The sequence below is a fragment of the Sulfitobacter sp. TBRI5 genome (assembly GCF_051013555.1).
In the GTDB taxonomy this organism is placed as follows: Bacteria; Pseudomonadota; Alphaproteobacteria; order Rhodobacterales; family Rhodobacteraceae; genus JL08.
Window position 1 is genome coordinate 566349 of sequence record NZ_CP112884.1, and the last position, 16945, is coordinate 583293.

Here is a 16945-nt window from a genome sequence, read left to right on the forward strand (position 1 = left end):
CTTTCAAGCGGCGGCCCAGCCGTCGCGTATCGTCCGGATGCCGCCCGACAGCACATCCTGTTCATCCTTGAAAAGCGGGCGCCAAACCCGCGTTGCCGCGGCCAGATCCGGCAAGGCATGACCAAATGCCTCGACCACCAGCCAACCATCATAGCCGGTGGATTTCAGCGCCGCGAAAGCTTCGGCGAAATTCACGTGGCCTGCGCCAGGCGCTCCGCGATCATTTTCCGACACATGCACATGATTGATCGCAGGCCCCGCCGCGCGGATCGCCGCGCCAACGTCACGTTCTTCGATGTTGGCGTGGAACGTATCAAAAAGGCAGCCATAGTGCTCCGCACCCACCTGTTCGACCAGCCTTGCCGACTGGTCCAGAGTGTTAAGCGCGTAGCATTCAAACCGGTTCAGCGGCTCAACCGCCAGTGCCACACCTGTACCCGCCGCATGATCGGCTATTGCCTTGTGAGCGGTGACCAATCTGTCCCATTCCGCGCGGGTGGCCCCGGTTCCCGAAAAAACCGCCAGCGGCTGAAAGAAGGGGCCGCACAGTGTTTCAACACCCGCTTCTGCCGCGCAATCGACCATCCATTTCAGAAAATCGATACCGGCCTCGCGATGATCGGCCTGATCACTGATCGGATTGGCCGTTTCGGATTGAACGACCGCAACCGCAGTGCGGCGCAAACCCATATCGGACAGGCGCTGACCAATTGCGCGATAATCCGGGGCGGACCCTTCGAAAATCGGAATTTCGACACCGTCATAGCCTGCATCGCGCACGGCCTGACATTTCGGCATCAGGTCGTCCGTCAGATGGGTGCCCCATAACAGCAGGTTGAACCCGGCCAGCATCACCCGATCCCCAGCATTTTCCGGTTTGCGGCGTCATCCGTGCCACCATCGGCGAAATCGTCAAAGGCGCGTTCGGTAACACGAATAATATGGTCAGACACAAACTGTGCCCCTTCCCGCGCGCCATCTTCGGGGTGCTTGAGGCAACATTCCCATTCGACCACAGCCCAGCCATCAAAATCATTGGCCGCCATTTTGGAAAAGATCGCCGCAAAATCGACCTGCCCATCGCCCAGCGACCGGAACCGCCCTGCCCTGTCGACCCAGGGCTGATATCCCGAATAAACCCCCTGGCGTCCCGTTGGATTGAATTCGGCATCCTTGACGTGGAACATTTTGATCCGGTCTTTGTAGATGTCGATATTGTCCAGATAATCCATGCATTGCAGCACATAGTGGCTGGGATCATAGAGCATGTTGCAGCGTGCATGATTGTCGACCCGCTCCAGAAACATCTCGAATGTTGCGCCGTCGTGAAGATCTTCTCCGGGGTGGATTTCATAACAGATGTCGACGCCGCTTTCTTCGGCATGATCCAGAATGGGCCGCCAGCGCGCAGCCAGTTCGTCAAAGGCGGTTTCGATCAATCCGGCAGGGCGTTGCGGCCATGGATAGACATAAGGCCACGCAAGCGCGCCGGAAAAGGTAACGTGCGCGCCGATGCCCATATTCCTGGATGCCGTGATCGCTTTCATCACCTGATCTACGGCCCAAGCCTGTCGCGCCTTCGGATTGCCGTGAACCGACGGATCGGCAAATCCGTCGAAAGCTGTGTCATAGGCCGGATGTACCGCCACAAGCTGGCCCTGAAGGTGCGTTGACAATTCGGTCACCTCGACCCCGTTGGCTGCGGCCTGACCTTTGAACTCGTCACAATACGTCTTGCTGTCCGCAGCCTTTGCCAAATCAATCAGTCGCGCATCCCAACTGGGCACCTGAACACCTTTGTACCCGCAGTCTGCCGCCCATTTTGTAATGGAATCCCAGCTATTGAACGGGGCGTCGTCGCCCGCAAACTGCGCCAGAAACAGCGCCGGTCCCTTGATGGTTTTCATAATCTGATCCTCCCGTTCTCAGAATTTTGCCGCGGGCATGTTTTCCCGCAGATAAATGTCGATGCGTATGCGTTCCTGTGTCTGGTCGAACGGCGCCTGATCAGCCGTTGCTTTCAGCAACCGCACAGCCGAACGCACCAGATGCCCGGTGTCCTGCGAAATGATCGCGTCGAACACACCGCTTGCCAGCGCCGAACGCGAGGCGGGCGTCAATTCGTGCGCAATCACCACCAGATTGTCCTTGGGGCCGCTGGATTCAAGAAACCGGATCAAACCGGGATTGCCCGCCGCCGACGAATAGATACCGCAGATATCGGGATAGGCCTCAAAAACGCCGGGCAGCATTTTCAGGATCAGTTCGGGATCATCGCGCCCCTCGATCGAGGCGACGACTTCAAGATCGGGGAATTCTTCGCTCATCAAGGCGTCAAATCCTGTGCGCCGCTCAAGATGGTCGCGGGCCAGACGTGAACCGGTGATGACCAGAATACGCCCCGGCCCGCGCACGAAACGCCCCATCAGGCTGGCGGCGGTGCGCCCGGCGGCGATGTTGTCGATGCCGACAAAATGGTGCCGGTCCGACGTTGGCAAATCCGACACGAAAGCCACAACCGCGATGCCTCGGGCGCGGGCGCGTCTGACCGCATCGCGCACCGAAGGCGTTTCGGGACCAAAAACAGCCACACCGTCCGTGTGCCCGGGATCAAGACCGTCCAGAGCATCAACAATGGCCTGCGGATCAAACGGCGGAACCGACAGTGTTTCAAGGGTCGTGCGCAAGTGGTGCAGTTTGGCGGATTGTTCGGCAATCGCCTGTTCCAGCGCCACGACAAATTCATTGCCGGTTTCGGGCAGGATGAACAGCAGCCGGTAAAACCGCTGACGTGCCAGATTGGCGGCAGCGGTATCGCGCACATATCCCAGTTGTGCGATGGCCGAATTGACCTTTTCAATCGTGACAGACCGCACGCCGGGGCGCATGTTCAGCACACGGTCGACCGTGGCAAGCGACACGCCTGCCACGCGGGCAATGTCGTTCACCGTCGGTTTCTTCAACGATCTGATATCCTGATCAATCAAACAGGTTCACTCCTTCAGGGAACTGGCCAGCCCTTCGAAAACCAGCGCAACGGCTTCGGCGCCGGGGTCGTTGTGACCTTTCAGGTTTTCGGACGGCACATAAGCCGCCCGTCCTGCCTTGGCCCGATGTATACCCGCTGTGGCATCCGCACCGGCGCGCGCCGCCAGGGCCGCACTGGCCAGACCGTCGCGCAAGGCATCCAGTGCAGGCGACAGCGCATCAATCATGGTTCTGTCGCCAACCCGCGCACCGCCCACATCGCTGACCCTTTGCAGCCCTTCGCGCAAGGCGCGTTCAACCGGGGCACCATTGGCACATGCATCCCCCGCGGCGTTGAAATAGATTGCCAGGATCACCCCCGAAGAGCCGCCCATTGTCTGGCTCAACTCGTTGCCCAGCGCCGGGAAAAGCTGCGTCAGATCGGCCAGCGGCATCCTGTCCAGACTGCCCTTAAGGGCGCGCGCGGCCGTGGCCAGCGTGCTGCCAGTGTCGCCATCCCCCGATTTCGCGTCCAATTCGTTCAATCTTGCCTCGGCAGCCATCAGCAGATCGGCCACATATTCTATCGTGGCCCGCGTCCGGTCATTGACCGACGGGATCGGTTCAATCGGCGTCAGGCTGTCGGGCAATGGCACGACCTGAACCAGACCCAGTTCGTGAATGCCGGGCCATGCCGCCATCGGCACAGGCGCGGCCAGCGCTGCCATCTCGGCATCGTTCACCGGCAAAACAGAAATCGAAAACCCGTGCATATCCAAAGACGTCATCATCGGTGCGGGGCCAATCACATGGCTTGCCAATCCCGACTGGGCCAGTGCATGCGACAGGACAGACATTTCCAGCGGTGTGGTCGACCCAAGGTTGTTCAGAAGCGCCACACATGGCCCGCCCGTCACGTGCGGGCGCAGCTTGTCCAGCACGATCCCCATTGCGTCCTCGGCCCCCGAAAAATCGACTTGCTGCACGCCCGGTTCGCCATGGATGCCAAGCCCCAGTTCGGCTTTGCCCGCAGGTATCCGGCTTTCCTTGGGCGATCCGGGGACGGTGCAGGTATCAAGGCTTTTGCCGATCGAAGCGACGTTTGCGATGACCCGGCGCGCGGCGGCGGTGACCTCTTCCAGCGGCTTGCCCTGCTCGGCCAGCGCGCCGGCAATCTTGTGAACAAACAGCGTACCTGCCACGCCCCGCGGCTGTGGCAGATCAGGCAGTGCGATGTCATCATCCACAACCACCATTTCAACCGTGCGTCCAAGGGCGCGCGCACGCTCCATCGCCAGACCAAAGTTCAACCGGTCCCCGGTGTAATTCTTGACGATCAGCAAACATCCCGACGCACCCGTGACCGCCAGAATACCAGCCAGAACAGCATCGACAGACGGCGATGCGAACACTTCGCCACAAATCGCAGCGGTCAGCATGCCGGGGCCAACAAACCCCGCGTGAGCAGGTTCATGGCCCGATCCGCCGCCTGAAATCAGAGCGACGCGCGAACGATCCCAATCCGACCGGAAAACCACTTTGATATGGGGATATCCATCCAGCCGTGCCAGCGTGCCGCCCGAACAGGCAAGAACACCGTCAATGGCTTCTTTGACCAGATCATCCTTTGCGTTCACAAACTGTGGCATATGATATCCTTTCTCAGGTTATGCGCGCGCCCCGGGCGTCAAAGAAAAGCGGATTCTGGGGCGCAATCTGAATGGTTTCGCCCGGCGCCAGTGTCGAATGCGGATCTGTCAGCGTGGTCACATCGTGATCATTCAGCTTCAGGTGCAGGCGGGTCTGATCGCCCAGATGCTCGACCCGCACAACGGTGGCGTCGCGCCCGTCACCGTGGCGGATGTTTTCGGGGCGCAATCCGACCTGATGCGCGCCCGGCGGGGCCTTTTCCCCAAACAACCCCACCGGCAACAAATTGATCCGGGGCTGGCCCAGACGGGCGGCCACATAGGCTGTGTTGGGGTTCTCGTAAATCTCGCGGGGGGTTCCGAACTGAACCAGAAGACCTTCGTTCAATACGCCCACATGGGTGGCCATTGTCATCGCTTCGATCTGATCGTGGGTGACATACAGAAGGGTCGAGGCAAGCTCGGCATGAATGCGTTTCAATTCGATCCGCAGATCGGCCCGCAATTTGGCATCCAGTGAACTCAGCGGCTCGTCCATCAGGTATATCGCAGGGTCGCGCACCAGTGCGCGCCCGATCGAAACGCGCTGCATTTCGCCCCCCGACAGTTCAGTCGCCTTGTTGTCCAGCTTGTGAGGGATGTGCAGCACTTCGGCCACTTCCTGCACTTTGCGGGTTATTTCGGCTTCGGGTGTCTTCAGGATCGGGGACCGCAATGGGAACGCCAGATTTTCGCGCACTGTCAGATGCGGATAAAGTGAATATTGCTGAAACACCATCGCCACATCGCGCTGTGCGGGCGTTTCGGAATTCACGCGGCGCCCGCCGATGCGGATGTTGCCCGCGTCGCATTTTTCCAGCCCTGCGATCAGGCGCAAGGTGGTTGTTTTTCCCGCCCCGGTCGGCCCCAGCAACACAACAAAAGATCCATCCGGCACTGTCAGGTTCATGTCGGTGACAGCTTTGGTCGAACCAAAGGACTTCGAGACATTTTCCAGTTCGACTTCAGCCATTGGCCAGCACCCCTTCGTTCAGGGCAGAGCGCAGGGCCCGACCGGAAGCGCGATCAAAAAGCGTAATCGTGTGATCCAGAAAGCTTAACCCGACAGTTTCGCCCACGGTCGCAGGCTGCTCTGATCCGATGCGCGCCTTGATATCGCCGTTGCGCGTGGTCAGAGTGACGATCTGCGTCGTGCCCAGATATTCGGTTGCAATCACCTTGGCGCGGTAGCCGCCTTCGTTGGACAACCGGATGTGTTCTGGGCGCACGCCGAATGTCAGATCGCCTTGGGCCGGTTCGCGTAATGCCGGCACGCCCATTTCTTCGCCATCCAAAGCGACCGAGGTTGCACCAATGCCATAGGAACCCGAAAATTCCAGAAAGTTCATAGACGGAGAGCCGATGAAATCGGCAACGAACCTGGTGGTCGGTTTGTCGTAGATTTCCTGCGGCGTGCCGAATTGTTCGACAACCGCATCGTTCATCACGACAATCTTGTCGCCCATCTGCATTGCTTCCAGCTGATCATGGGTCACGTATACAGTTGTTGCCCCCATCCGGTCATGCAGCGCACGCAACTCTTCGGCCATGTGTTCACGAAACTCGGCATCCAGTGCGCCCAATGGTTCATCCATCATGAACGCTTTGGGTTCCCGCACAATCGCACGCCCCAGCGCCACACGCTGGCGATCCCCGCCCGACAGACCGCCAACCGGTTTTTTTAGAATGTCGCGGATGCCCAGAATTCCCGCGACCTCGTCAACCTTGGCACGCACTTGTGCGCGTGGCATGCCCTGACTGACCAAAGGATAGCTTAGGTTCTTGTATACGTTCAGATGCGGATAAAGCGCAAACATCTGGAACACGAATGCGATGTCACGTTGCGATGGCGGGCGCTGGCCGATCTCTTCTCCGTCCAGAAAAATCTCGCCCGAAGTCGGCAGTTCCAGCCCGGCAATCATACGCAGCGTGGTGGTCTTGCCACAGCCCGACGGGCCAAGCAGCATGAAAAACTCACCATCTTCGATCGTGAAGGAGCTTTCCTTGACCGCAACGAAATCGCCGAATTCCTTGCGCACGTTTTTGATGACGATCTGAGCCAAGGGATTACTCCGGAAAATGCGAAACGATGATGAACATCACCGTGCCGACAAGCGTTGTGATGAATGAATAGGTGAACGCCCACATGACGAAGGGTTGCATCAGCATAAAGACCCCAAGGCTGATGATGATGGTCGCCAGCATTTCCCACGGTCCCCGGCGGAACCGCAAAAGTCCGTTGATGAACCACGTCATATTGATGCTCCTGTATGGCGGGTAGGCTTGCGCAAGCGTGCGACGTGCGTGGCATTCAGGGCTATGGCATAAACCGCGTAGGGAAGTGGGGCGGACAGGATCATTTGCGCACCGCCCCGAATGTGATCCCGCGCAGCAAATGTTTGCGCAACAGGATGGTAAAGATCATCACCGGCAGCAGGAAAATTGTGGCCCCTGCGGCGACCGCCGGCCAGTCAAGCCCGCCAACGCCGATAATCGTCGGGATAAAGGGCGGCGCGGTCTGCGCAGTGGCCGAGGTCAGCAAAACCGCAAACGCATATTCGTTCCACGCAAAAATCAGACAGAAAATCGCCGTTGACGCGATGCCGGTGGCGGCTTGTGGCAGGACGACTTTGTAAAAGGCCTGAAACCGTGTGTACCCATCGATCAGCGCGGCCTCTTCATACTCGCGCGGAATTTCATCGATGAACCCCTTCAGCAACCAGACCGCAAGCGAGATGTTCACTGCTGTATAAAGCAGGATCATACCCAGATGCGTGTCTGACAGGCCGATATTTCGATACATCAGGAAAATCGGGATCGCGACCGCGATGGGAGGCATCATGCGCGTACTCAGGATGAAGAACAGCAGATCATCAGCCAGCGGAATTTTGAACCGGCTGAACGCATAGGCCGCCAGCGTACCCAGAAAAACCGAAAGAAACGTCGATCCGAACCCGATGATGACCGAGTTCATGAACCGCTCTCCGAATTTCGAGGGTCCGACGATCACCATGTCGTACTGGCGCACGATTTCGTCTGCCCAGTTTTCCGGGGGGTTGTTGGCCAGAAAGTCCTGCGTTTGCCGTGTCCGGGTGGTGAACAGGTTTACATACCCTTCCAGCGTAGGTTCAAACACCATTTTGGGGGGATAACTGATCGCGTCAGCGGGTGATTTGAACCCGGTCAACATGATCCAGGCCAGCGGCAACATTGTGACCAGCGCATAGATGATCACAAGTGACCCGGCCATCCATTTGGAGCGTTTTGACGGTTCGGTGACGGAAAAGCTGCTCATGACACGCTCCGAGTTCCTGAGCGGGACAAAGTGGAAGCCACCTGATCGCTGCGGGCCGCCGTGGATGTGAAGATTAACCAGTGCATCACCGCTCCTTCACCTTGTTCAGTGCCTTGACGTAGATACTGGCCAGTCCGAACACCGTAACAAACAGAATGATTGCATAGGCCGAGGCATAGCCCGTTCGCCATTTCTCGAATGCCTCGCGTTTGAGGTTGATCGACGTCAGTTCCGTTGTTGAACCGGGTCCGCCGCCAGTCAGTTGCACAACCAGATCGAACATCTTGAAATTTTCGATGCCTCTGAACAGGACCGCCAACATCAGGAACGGCAGCACCATGGGGATTGTGATGGTAAAAAACTGCCGCAGTTTCGACGCCCGATCAACTTCGGCGGCCTCGTAGATGTAATCTGGGATGGATCGCAGACCGGCAAGACAGATCAGCATCACAAACGGCGTCCACATCCATGTATCCACGATCACGATGGACCACGGGGCAAGTTGAACAGACCCCAGCATTTCAAAGCTGGACGGTTCCTTGCCGGTGAAAAACGCTACGATGTAGTTGAAAAGCCCGATTTGAGGTTGATACAGAAATTTCCAGAAATTCCCGACCACGGCAGGCGACAGCATCATCGGCAAAACGATGATCGTCGTCCAAAGATCATTGCCCTTGAATTTCTTGTTGATCAGCCATGCCAGTGTGAAACCGATCAGCACCTGGAAAAAGATCGTCCAGAACAGAAAATGCGCCGTCGCCTGCATGTTCAGCCAGATGTCTGAATCGTTCAGGATCCGTTCATAATTGCGCAGTCCGATGAACTCCGGCTCGCGCGTCAGGCGGTTCGCCTTGTAGTTGGTAAAGCTAAGCTGGATCGTCCAGATCAATGGAAATATGTTGATGGCCAGCAACAGGAAAATCGTGGGGGCCACGAATATCCAGGCAATGGCCCGGTCAGACAGGCCGCGGATCTTGCGGGCCACGCGCGGGGGCGTTGCTGTCGCAGCTTTGGTGAGGGGGCTGTCTGTCATCGGGTAAAGCAATCCTGTCGACCGGCGGGATGGCACCCGCACGATCGTATGCAGTTTGGTGTGGGGCGGGCGCGTCCCGCCCCACGGTATTGGTTTTAGAGCTTGCCTTCGTCTTCAAAGACTTCGGTCCAGTCTTCGATCAGCATATCAAGCGCTTCCTGTGCGGTACCCTGATCGGCCACGACATAGTCATGGACCCGCTTTTGCATCGCCAGAAGCAGTTCGGCATATGCCGGTTCCTGCCAAAAGTCCTGTACGGCGCCCATCGCTGTCAAAAAGTCGCCCGCGAACGGCTGGCTATCGACAAAACCGGGGTCGTTCAGCACCGAATTATGCGCAGAATACCCGCCCAGTTCCCACCATTTCGCCTGAACATCGGGGTTCGCAAACCACTTGATGTATTCCAGCGCCGCATCCTGTTTGTCAGAATAGGCCACCACGGAAATCCCCTGCCCGCCCAGTGTCGAACCTTCCTGATTTTGCGGCGGGTTCACGAAAAAGTCGATCTTGTCGCCGCCGGTATTGGGATCGGCATAAAGACCAGGGAAGAATGCAAACCAGTTCATCGCCATCGCGACCTGACCGGATTTGAACGCATCCAGGCTTTCACCCATATACGAGTTCGTGTAGCCCGGCGGTGTAGCAGTTTCGTAGAATTCTTTATAGAACTCCAACGCTTCGACCGCTTCGGGCGAGTTTACAGCGCCTTCCATATCGTAGGAACCGGGGGTGTTTTCGTATTTGAAGCCCCACGGATACAGCGCGGATGTCACGCCCATGGTAATCCCTTCGGACCCGCGTTCGGTGAAGATCGCGGCGCCGTAGACGGTCTTGCCGTCAATTTCGCGGCCCTGAAAGAATTGTGCGATTTGCAGCATTTCCTTTTGGGATTCCGGCTCGCGCAGATCCTGGCCAGTGGCCTCTTTGTAGGCCGCCTGAATATCCTCGCGGGCGAACCAGTCCTTTCGATAGAACCAGCCGTTTGCGTCGCCCATGGCGGGCAGCGCGTAGTAGTTCGGTGTGCCCTTGGGCCACGTGGAATAGGCATAGACAGTCGCAGGCGCGAAGTCGTCCATGCTGATGCCTTCTGCATCGAAAAAGTCGTTCAGCTTGACGTAGTGGCCGTTCTCGGCCCCGCCGCCGATCCACTGGCTGTCGCCGATCAGCAGATCACAAAGCTTGCCGCCAGAGTTGAGTTCGTTCAGCATCCGGTCGGCGAAGTTGGGCCAGGGAATGAACTCAAAGTTCATGCTGTGACCGGATTGCGCCTCGAATTCCTTGCTGAGTTCAACCAACGCGTTGGCCGGATCCCATGCGGCCCAGCACAGTGTCAAATCTTCTGCGGCAGCCATCGTGGGCACGCTCACAGAACACATCAGCGCCGCGCCGACGGCGGCTGCGTTCAGATTCTTCATAAGTTCCTCCCTAACCGGGCACATCTCCAGTCGCCCTGTCAAAACGCTAGATGAGCTACGTACATCAAGTCAAGGAATTGTTGAGGTACGAACATCAGAACTGCAGACTCTTGCTGGCCGACAAACCGCAAGTCACTGATTTAAAAATCTTTATTGCCACTTATCTCAAGGAGACAGAAGACTTGCCGGCGAGACGTTCGCAAGTGTTGTTTCCGCGTCTTCGCCCCTGCCGCGCGATTGAGTCCGGTCCGATAAAACCGGCAGATGCCGAATCTATCGCCATCATCATGACCGGCAACGGTATGGTCACGGGACAGGAACAGCAGTCTCTTGAAGGGGTGTCATTTTACCACTGATCAGAGCGGCAAGATTATCCAGCCCACCGCGCGCCGGTTCGTTTTGATCCAACCCAATTCACCGGATGTCCTTATGTGGTACGAAACCGCGCGGAACAGGACCAAGCATAATTCTCGACACGACGAAAAGCCCAATACATCCAGATGAAACAGATGATCGGCGTCAGTGGCCATTGCGAAATTGATCCACTAAAAAGACGCTGTTCTGAAGTCTTATATCTTTACAAGAAGAACAGAAAAGATGCCTGCACCTAACGACGAACAATCGCAATCCTTGCCGTTGTCGGACAACGGGATTGCCAAGCCCGCCCCTTCCCAGGCGCCCAGGTCAAGCGGCCGCATGCGGCTGCTTTTGATTCCCCTGTTCATGCTGACACTGTTTACCGGCGCCGTCATCGGGATGTATTTCCAGCCGCCGGGCCTGCGGGCATTCTTTAATGCGACTGGTCTGCAACCCGGCGCCGGAACCGACACGCCCATCGCTATTGCCATTCAGAAAGTGACTGCACAGGAACAGATCGCAGTCGTCAGTGAAGGTGATGTCGTGGCTTTGGGCCGCATCATCCCCTTCGGCGATGTCATCAGCGTGGCGACCCCATCAGGTGCTGGTGACGCCCGCATCGCCGAGGTCCGCGTCGCGATCGGTGACAAGGTCGAGGCGGGAGATGTTCTGGCCGTTCTGGACAACCTGCCGCAGTTGCAAAGTGCGGTGGCCTCGGCGCGCGCAAACCTGCGTGTGCGCGAGGCAACGCTGGCCCAAACCAAAGCATCGACTCAGGCAAGTCAGGCCGAAGCTCAGGCCTCTCTTGAGCGCGCCCAGGCCACGGCCAAGGCCGCCCAGGCCGAATTGGCGCGCGTGACATCCCTGTTCGAGCGTGGCGTCACGACACGGGCGGAATTCGACAGAATCGTTGCCGCCACTACCGAGGCCGAGCGCGATGTAGAGCGCGCCTTTGCAACACTGTCACGGTTCTCAACCGGTTCGGAAACCGCTCAGGCGGATATTGCCGTAGCCGAAGCCAATCTTGAGGCCGCCCGTGCCGATCTGGACCGCGCGATACAAGATCTGGAGCGCGCCAATGTGCGCGCGCCGGAAGCCGGTACGGTTCTGGACATTCACGCCCGACCGGGTGAGCGCCCTCCGGACGACGGGATCATCGACCTTGGCGACACATCGCAGATGACAGTCGAGGCCGAAGTCTATCAGACCATGATCGGTCGCGTGACCATCGGCGATCCTGTCACGGTTTCGGCCGAGGCACTGGCACGGGACCTGACCGGCGTCGTTTCGGCGATCGGGCTAGAGATCGGGCGGCAGACGATTACCTCAGACGAGCCGGCCAGCAATACCGACGCTCGGGTTGTGGACGTCATCATCGTTCTGGATGCCGGATCATCGGAACTGGCCCGATCCTTTACCAACCTGGAAGCCATTGTACGGATCGACGCAGGCCGTTCGGAATGAGCAAGCTTCTGACACTGCTGTTCGGGCGGCTGCCCATCGGCTGGCTGCAACTGTCCCACAACAGGGGGCGCCTTCTGGCTGCCGTGTCGGGCGTCGCATTCGCCAATCTGCTGGTGTTCATGCAACTGGGCATCATGGGCGCACTGAATGGCTCCACGATCGCGCCTTACGGATTGCTGGACACCGATATCATCCTGTCCTCGCAGGAGGGCAACACCCTGACAGACAGCGAACCTGTGGCACGGGTACGAATGTTTCAGGCGCTTGGCGTGGCAGGCGTGGCAGACGCCACACCACTTTTTATCGGCAACCTGCCCTTTACTCTGGAGGATAGCTCATCCGTGTCGCTGCTGGCGTTTGGTGTCGATACGGTGAAACCGGGGTTTTATTCTGCGGAAGTTTCAGGTGCGCTGGATCGTCTGACGATCGAAAACACCGCCCTGCTGGACGAAGGCACCCGCGGCATGCCGGACGCGGTCATAGAAAATCTGCGCACAGGTGGCACAGTTTCGTTTGAAGCCAAAGGCGCAACCCTGACAGCGATCGGAGCGATGCATGTCGGGGGAGGTTTTCTGGCCGACGGCATGCTGGTGATGTCCGACCAGACGTTCCTGCGGTTCTTTTCCACGCGCAGCAGCGGGGCGCCCAATCACATTCTGATCAAAGTTGACGATGGCATCGCAGTAGATACGGTCGCTCAGCGGTTGCGCGCACTTCTACCGACAGCAAGTGTCAGAATTCAGACTATGGAAGAGGCTCAGGCCGCGGATCTGGCCTTTATGTCAACCGAGCGCCCGACCGGCATCATTTTCGGGTTTGGTGTGTTCATGGGAATCCTTGTTGGCCTGGTCATTGTCTATCAGGTGCTTTCAACCGATGTTGCCGACCACCTGCGCGAATACGCCACTTTCAAAGCAATGGGCTATGGGCAGCCATTCTTTCTGGGCATCGTCTTTGAAGAAGCCGTTGTGCTGGCCATTTTCGGGTTCATTCCCGGACTGATCGTTTCAATGGCGCTTTATGCCGGGCTGGTCGCTGTTACGGGACTGCCGGTTGCGATGGATGCCCCGCGGGCCATTCTTGTGTTTGTGGGCACACTGGCCGCTTGCACGCTGTCGGGGGCCATCGCAACGCGGCGATTGGCCAACGCTGATCCGGCTGATCTGTTTTGATGGAACAGGCACCGATACGGGTTCGCAACCTGAACCATTATTTTGGCGCGGGCGAGGCGCGCAAACAGGCGATTTTCGATATCAGCCTGACCATTGTCCGCGGCGGCCTGACCATTTTGATGGGCCCGTCCGGATCGGGCAAAACCACGCTGTTGACGCTGATCGGCGCGCTGCGCGAGGTTCAGGAAGGCAGCGTAGTCGTTTTGGGGCAGGAATTGAACGGGGCATCGGAAACCAGCCTGGTCGCGCTGCGCAGAAGGCTGGGGTTTATCTTTCAGGCCCACAACCTGCATGAAAGCCTGACCGCGACCCAAAACGTCCTGATGGGGCTAGAGGTGCACGGCAAGGGAAATACCGTGAAGCAGCGCGCTGCAGCCGCCCATATGCTGGATATTCTCGGGCTTGCCGACCGGCGTACTTATTTGCCGGCCAATCTCTCGGGTGGTCAAAAGCAGCGCGTGGCCGTGGCCCGCGCATTGGTCTCAAACCCTGAAATCGTTCTGGCGGACGAGCCGACCGCCGCACTCGATAAAGACTCCGGTCATAACGTTGTCAGAATGCTCAAGGCGATGGGGCAAAGCCGCGGGATGACGACCGTCATGGTCACACATGATCCACGCATTCTGGAAATGGCGGACAGGATCATCACATTGGAAGAGGGTCGCGTGGTTTCGGATACAAATCCGTAAAACATCGGTGATCGGGGCAATTATTCGAAATGCCCTGCTTTGAACCACAGGCCCCCTTTTATCTGGGTTGCCAACAGAACCACCGCGTCAGTGTTGTGTCAGGTTCTCACTGGCCCAGATTGCGGCCTGTGTTCTGTTCTTGGCGCCCGTTTTCTGAAAGATTGATCGCACGTGCACCTTGACTGTCGTGTCTGCGATGCCCAGCGCGTTTGCGATTTCCTTGTTGGAAAAACCGTCCAGCAATCGGGCCAGTATTGCGACCTCGCGCTTTGAAAGTTTGCCGTTCGTTTTTGCCTTCGGGCTTGGGTTCTGCGTGTTTGAATCTGATCGCAAATGTGCCGTGAAAGATCGGTACGATTGAAGATGTCAGCTATAACGCGCAAGGACATCCGGAACTCCGGGTTGATCTGGTCGAAGATTCCAAAATCCGCGCCGAGAAACTGGTGATCACGGCACAAGGCGATTCAGTCTACATGGCCAACGGTCGGGTTGTTCTGGAAACGGACAAGGAAGAGCTGTTTTTGAAAGCCGCATCCTCGGTTGTGGACGGCAGCAATAACACGGCTCAGGTTTCCCTGATGTAACCAACCATCCGTCACAGCGCAGAAAAACACAGCGCACGTGAGCAGCCGGTGGGGAAACCCGCCGGCTGTGTTCGTTTGTGTTGATTGTCCGGAACAATGCAATCGCACATGCGTTGATTGATAGAATGGAAACAAACAGAAAAAGGACAATAACATGCGACGCTTTTCATTTATCATTTTCGCCACGCTGGCCCTGTCAGCCTGTGAAACTGCACAAGGGATCGGGCGTGACATCGAGAATGCGGGCGAGACACTTCAGGAAGAAGCGGAAAGCTGATCCCTGGCGACTGGCTGACGCGGTTTTCCAGGATACTTTTTTCGAATTTCCAACCGACATGGTCAAGTAACGAGTGCTGAAATGGGTGGGTACTAAGGCGGGGTTCAACACCCCGCCTTTTTCGTTTCTTATGATCCTGGCAACGCGAAACAGGCAATGCCGGCCTCCCGCTTTTTTTCCCGAATCCAGAAACCTTCACCCCCGCTCTGTGTTGATTTATCAAGCAGGGATGCGCCCTGCCTGAAAAGGAAATTCACGAAAGGAGTACACAATGAAACGCCTTTTAATAACCACAGCCCTTGTCGCGATGGCCTCTGGCCCTGTTGCGGCCGAGCAATCGGTAAACGACCTGTCGAAATCCGACATCATGCAATCCCAGGGCCACATGACGATCAAGGCATCCAACCTGCTTGGTCACCGCATCTATCTGCCCGGCTCGGATGATGCTGCAAACGCAGCCGGCACCTCACTGACCGAAGTACCGGATAACTGGACCATGGCCGGCGAAATCCGCGACGTTGTCCTGTCAAAAGATGGTCAAGTCGTAGCGCTGATCGTGGATGCCAGCGGATTCCTGGGTGTTGGCGAAACCGAGCGTAGGATCGATATCAAGAACGTGTGGTTTGCCCCTGATGCAGACGACACCGGAGAGCTTTTTATAGTCTACAATGGTGGCGAAGCCATGTTCCAGAAAACCGCCCGCTTTGACGATGAACTTGCCGAAAACGCAGGCGAGATGCGAGGCACCGAAAACATGGTTCTGAACCGTCCCGAACCGGCAACCGTCGCCTTTGCCGACGTAACGACTGAAGACCTGCTGGGTGCAGCCGTATACGGCAAGAATGACGAATGGGTCGGCGAAGTCAGCGAGCTGACACTGGCCGAAAATGGTAAAATCGATGCGGTCATTATCGACATCGGCGGTTTCCTTGGCATCGGTGAAAAACCCGTTGCGCTGAGTGTGGATCAGGTCGACCTGCGCCGCATCGAGGCAGAGGACACATTGCGTGCCTATGTCGATATGACAGAAGATCAGCTGGACGATATGCGCACCTGGAAAGGTGAAAGCTGAATTTTAGGGACGTGGCGACACGTTTGCATCAAAGACAAACAACAGGGTGCGCCGATATCCGTGCCCCCTTTTTCGCGTCTGGTTTCCTGCAGATAAAAAAAACACCCGGCTCGGGGTCAAATCCCAAGCCGGGTGGCAATCTGCAAAAGAAGTGTTTTCAGAACCGGACGACAGTATGTGCGCCGATATCGGGCTTTGCGTCCTTGTCCAGATTGGCACGGGCTATTTCAAGCCCGAACTGAAAGCGGCTGTCGGTCGCGCTCCAGACTTCGGCATCACGCAGCGACATTTCCAGCAACAACAGATCCGGATCATCGCGCCCTGTGAACCACGCGGCCGCAACCGCGTTCCACAACTCGTCCAGCATTTCGGAATTGTCGCTTTGCCGGATGGCTCCGCGCAGACACGCAAAATATCCTGTGTCTTCGCCCACAAGGCAGTAATGCGCTGTTGCGCCCTGCCCCACCTGGGCTGCAAGATCAGTTTTACGCGACGTGATAAACCACAAGACAGCTTTGCCCGCGTCGGCAAAATGGGTCATCGGGCGCATATGCGCGCCCGACCCTTCTATCCCAAGCATTCCGGCACGCACATGCGACAGCTGATCGAACAATTCTGATTTCGGTTCGTTTTCTGTGCGATATGTATCAGGCATGGCTTCAGCTTTCCGTCATGGACCAGCTATCGACTTCACGTTCCGCCTGTTCGCGGGTCTTGCCATAGCGTTCCTGAATTTTGCCAACCAGCTTGTCGCGGTTGCCATCAACCTGCTGCAGATCATCGTCCGTCAGTTCACCCCACTGGGTTTTGACTGCACCTTTAATCTGCTTCCACGTTCCTTCTATTTGATCGCGGTTCATGACTGATCTCCTTTCATTTGGATAACTCTGAAAGATCAACGCACAACCCGCTTGCGTGGTTCCCGCCAAAGC

General features: G+C 57.3%; 19 protein-coding genes. 6 read left to right on the plus strand and 13 right to left on the minus strand.

All coding sequences use genetic code 11. From position 1 onward, the window contains the following. Positions 1 to 3: 3 nt before the first annotated feature. From OLX72_RS02835 to OLX72_RS02880, 10 genes are all read right to left on the minus strand, one after another. Positions 4 to 852, minus strand: a complete 849-nt coding sequence (locus OLX72_RS02835; RefSeq protein WP_433989762.1) for a sugar phosphate isomerase/epimerase family protein — start codon at positions 850 to 852, stop codon at positions 4 to 6. Beyond that, a complete protein-coding gene (locus tag OLX72_RS02840; RefSeq protein WP_433989763.1) occupies positions 852 to 1907 on the minus strand; it encodes a sugar phosphate isomerase/epimerase family protein in 1056 nt (351 codons plus the stop codon). The genes OLX72_RS02835 and OLX72_RS02840 overlap by 1 nt, the downstream gene beginning before the upstream one ends. A gap of 18 nt (positions 1908 to 1925) precedes the next feature. Continuing rightward, positions 1926 to 2987, minus strand: a complete 1062-nt coding sequence (locus OLX72_RS02845) for a LacI family DNA-binding transcriptional regulator (protein WP_254684689.1) — start codon at positions 2985 to 2987, stop codon at positions 1926 to 1928. 6 nt (positions 2988 to 2993) lie between these two features. Beyond that, entirely contained in the window at positions 2994 to 4616 is a 1623-nt protein-coding gene (locus OLX72_RS02850; protein ID WP_433989764.1) for a dihydroxyacetone kinase subunit DhaK, read from the minus strand. 13 nt (positions 4617 to 4629) lie between these two features. Further along, positions 4630 to 5628: an ABC transporter ATP-binding protein gene (locus OLX72_RS02855; protein ID WP_433989765.1), complete on the minus strand. Its 999-nt coding sequence runs from the start codon at positions 5626 to 5628 to the stop codon at positions 4630 to 4632. Beyond that, positions 5621 to 6718 (minus strand): ABC transporter ATP-binding protein, encoded by a 1098-nt coding sequence (locus tag OLX72_RS02860; RefSeq protein ID WP_433989766.1) that lies wholly within the window; start codon positions 6716 to 6718, stop codon positions 5621 to 5623. Before OLX72_RS02860 ends, OLX72_RS02855 begins: the two co-directional genes overlap by 8 nt. A 4-nt stretch (positions 6719 to 6722) precedes the next feature. Continuing rightward, the gene (locus OLX72_RS02865; RefSeq protein ID WP_114868982.1) at positions 6723 to 6911 is read right to left on the minus strand and encodes a hypothetical protein; all 189 of its coding nucleotides are present in this window, start codon (positions 6909 to 6911) and stop codon (positions 6723 to 6725) included. A gap of 100 nt (positions 6912 to 7011) precedes the next feature. Further along, entirely contained in the window at positions 7012 to 7950 is a 939-nt protein-coding gene (locus OLX72_RS02870) for a carbohydrate ABC transporter permease (RefSeq protein WP_433989767.1), read from the minus strand. A gap of 85 nt (positions 7951 to 8035) precedes the next feature. Next, a complete protein-coding gene (locus OLX72_RS02875; RefSeq protein ID WP_114868980.1) occupies positions 8036 to 8983 on the minus strand; it encodes a carbohydrate ABC transporter permease in 948 nt (315 codons plus the stop codon). A gap of 95 nt (positions 8984 to 9078) precedes the next feature. Beyond that, positions 9079 to 10398, minus strand: coding sequence for an ABC transporter substrate-binding protein (locus OLX72_RS02880; protein ID WP_433989768.1), 1320 nt, complete (start codon positions 10396 to 10398; stop codon positions 9079 to 9081). A 50-nt stretch (positions 10399 to 10448) separates the two neighbouring features. Between OLX72_RS02880 and OLX72_RS02885 the strand changes: the two genes are divergently transcribed. The 4 genes from OLX72_RS02885 to OLX72_RS02900 all read left to right on the plus strand — a co-directional run bounded on the left by OLX72_RS02885 (position 10449) and on the right by OLX72_RS02900 (position 14080). Then, positions 10449 to 10754, plus strand: coding sequence for a hypothetical protein (locus OLX72_RS02885; RefSeq protein ID WP_433989769.1), 306 nt, complete (start codon positions 10449 to 10451; stop codon positions 10752 to 10754). 340 nt (positions 10755 to 11094) lie between these two features. Next, positions 11095 to 12219, plus strand: coding sequence for an efflux RND transporter periplasmic adaptor subunit (locus tag OLX72_RS02890; RefSeq protein WP_433989770.1), 1125 nt, complete (start codon positions 11095 to 11097; stop codon positions 12217 to 12219). Continuing rightward, positions 12216 to 13391 (plus strand): ABC transporter permease DevC, encoded by a 1176-nt coding sequence (devC, locus tag OLX72_RS02895; RefSeq protein WP_433989771.1) that lies wholly within the window; start codon positions 12216 to 12218, stop codon positions 13389 to 13391. Before OLX72_RS02890 ends, devC begins: the two co-directional genes overlap by 4 nt. After that, entirely contained in the window at positions 13391 to 14080 is a 690-nt protein-coding gene (locus OLX72_RS02900) for an ATP-binding cassette domain-containing protein (protein WP_433989772.1), read from the plus strand. Before devC ends, OLX72_RS02900 begins: the two co-directional genes overlap by 1 nt. A gap of 87 nt (positions 14081 to 14167) precedes the next feature. Here the strand turns inward: OLX72_RS02900 and OLX72_RS02905 are convergent, their stop codons facing one another. Next, positions 14168 to 14413, minus strand: a complete 246-nt coding sequence (locus OLX72_RS02905) for a response regulator transcription factor (protein ID WP_433989773.1) — start codon at positions 14411 to 14413, stop codon at positions 14168 to 14170. Between the two features lie 405 nt (positions 14414 to 14818). Between OLX72_RS02905 and OLX72_RS02910 the strand changes: the two genes are divergently transcribed. Beyond that, on the plus strand, positions 14819 to 14941 hold the full coding sequence (locus tag OLX72_RS02910; RefSeq protein WP_433989774.1) for an entericidin A/B family lipoprotein: 123 nt from the start codon (positions 14819 to 14821) through the stop codon (positions 14939 to 14941). A 271-nt stretch (positions 14942 to 15212) separates the two neighbouring features. Next, entirely contained in the window at positions 15213 to 16013 is an 801-nt protein-coding gene (locus OLX72_RS02915; RefSeq protein ID WP_433989775.1) for a PRC-barrel domain-containing protein, read from the plus strand. A 157-nt stretch (positions 16014 to 16170) separates the two neighbouring features. Here the strand turns inward: OLX72_RS02915 and OLX72_RS02920 are convergent, their stop codons facing one another. Further along, the gene (locus OLX72_RS02920) at positions 16171 to 16668 is read right to left on the minus strand and encodes a pyridoxamine 5'-phosphate oxidase family protein (RefSeq protein ID WP_433989776.1); all 498 of its coding nucleotides are present in this window, start codon (positions 16666 to 16668) and stop codon (positions 16171 to 16173) included. A gap of 4 nt (positions 16669 to 16672) precedes the next feature. Continuing rightward, positions 16673 to 16873 carry a CsbD family protein gene (locus tag OLX72_RS02925; RefSeq protein WP_114868975.1) on the minus strand — a complete coding sequence of 67 codons (201 nt, stop codon included), beginning with the start codon at positions 16871 to 16873 and terminating at the stop codon, positions 16673 to 16675. Between the last annotated feature and the right edge of the window lie 72 nt (positions 16874 to 16945).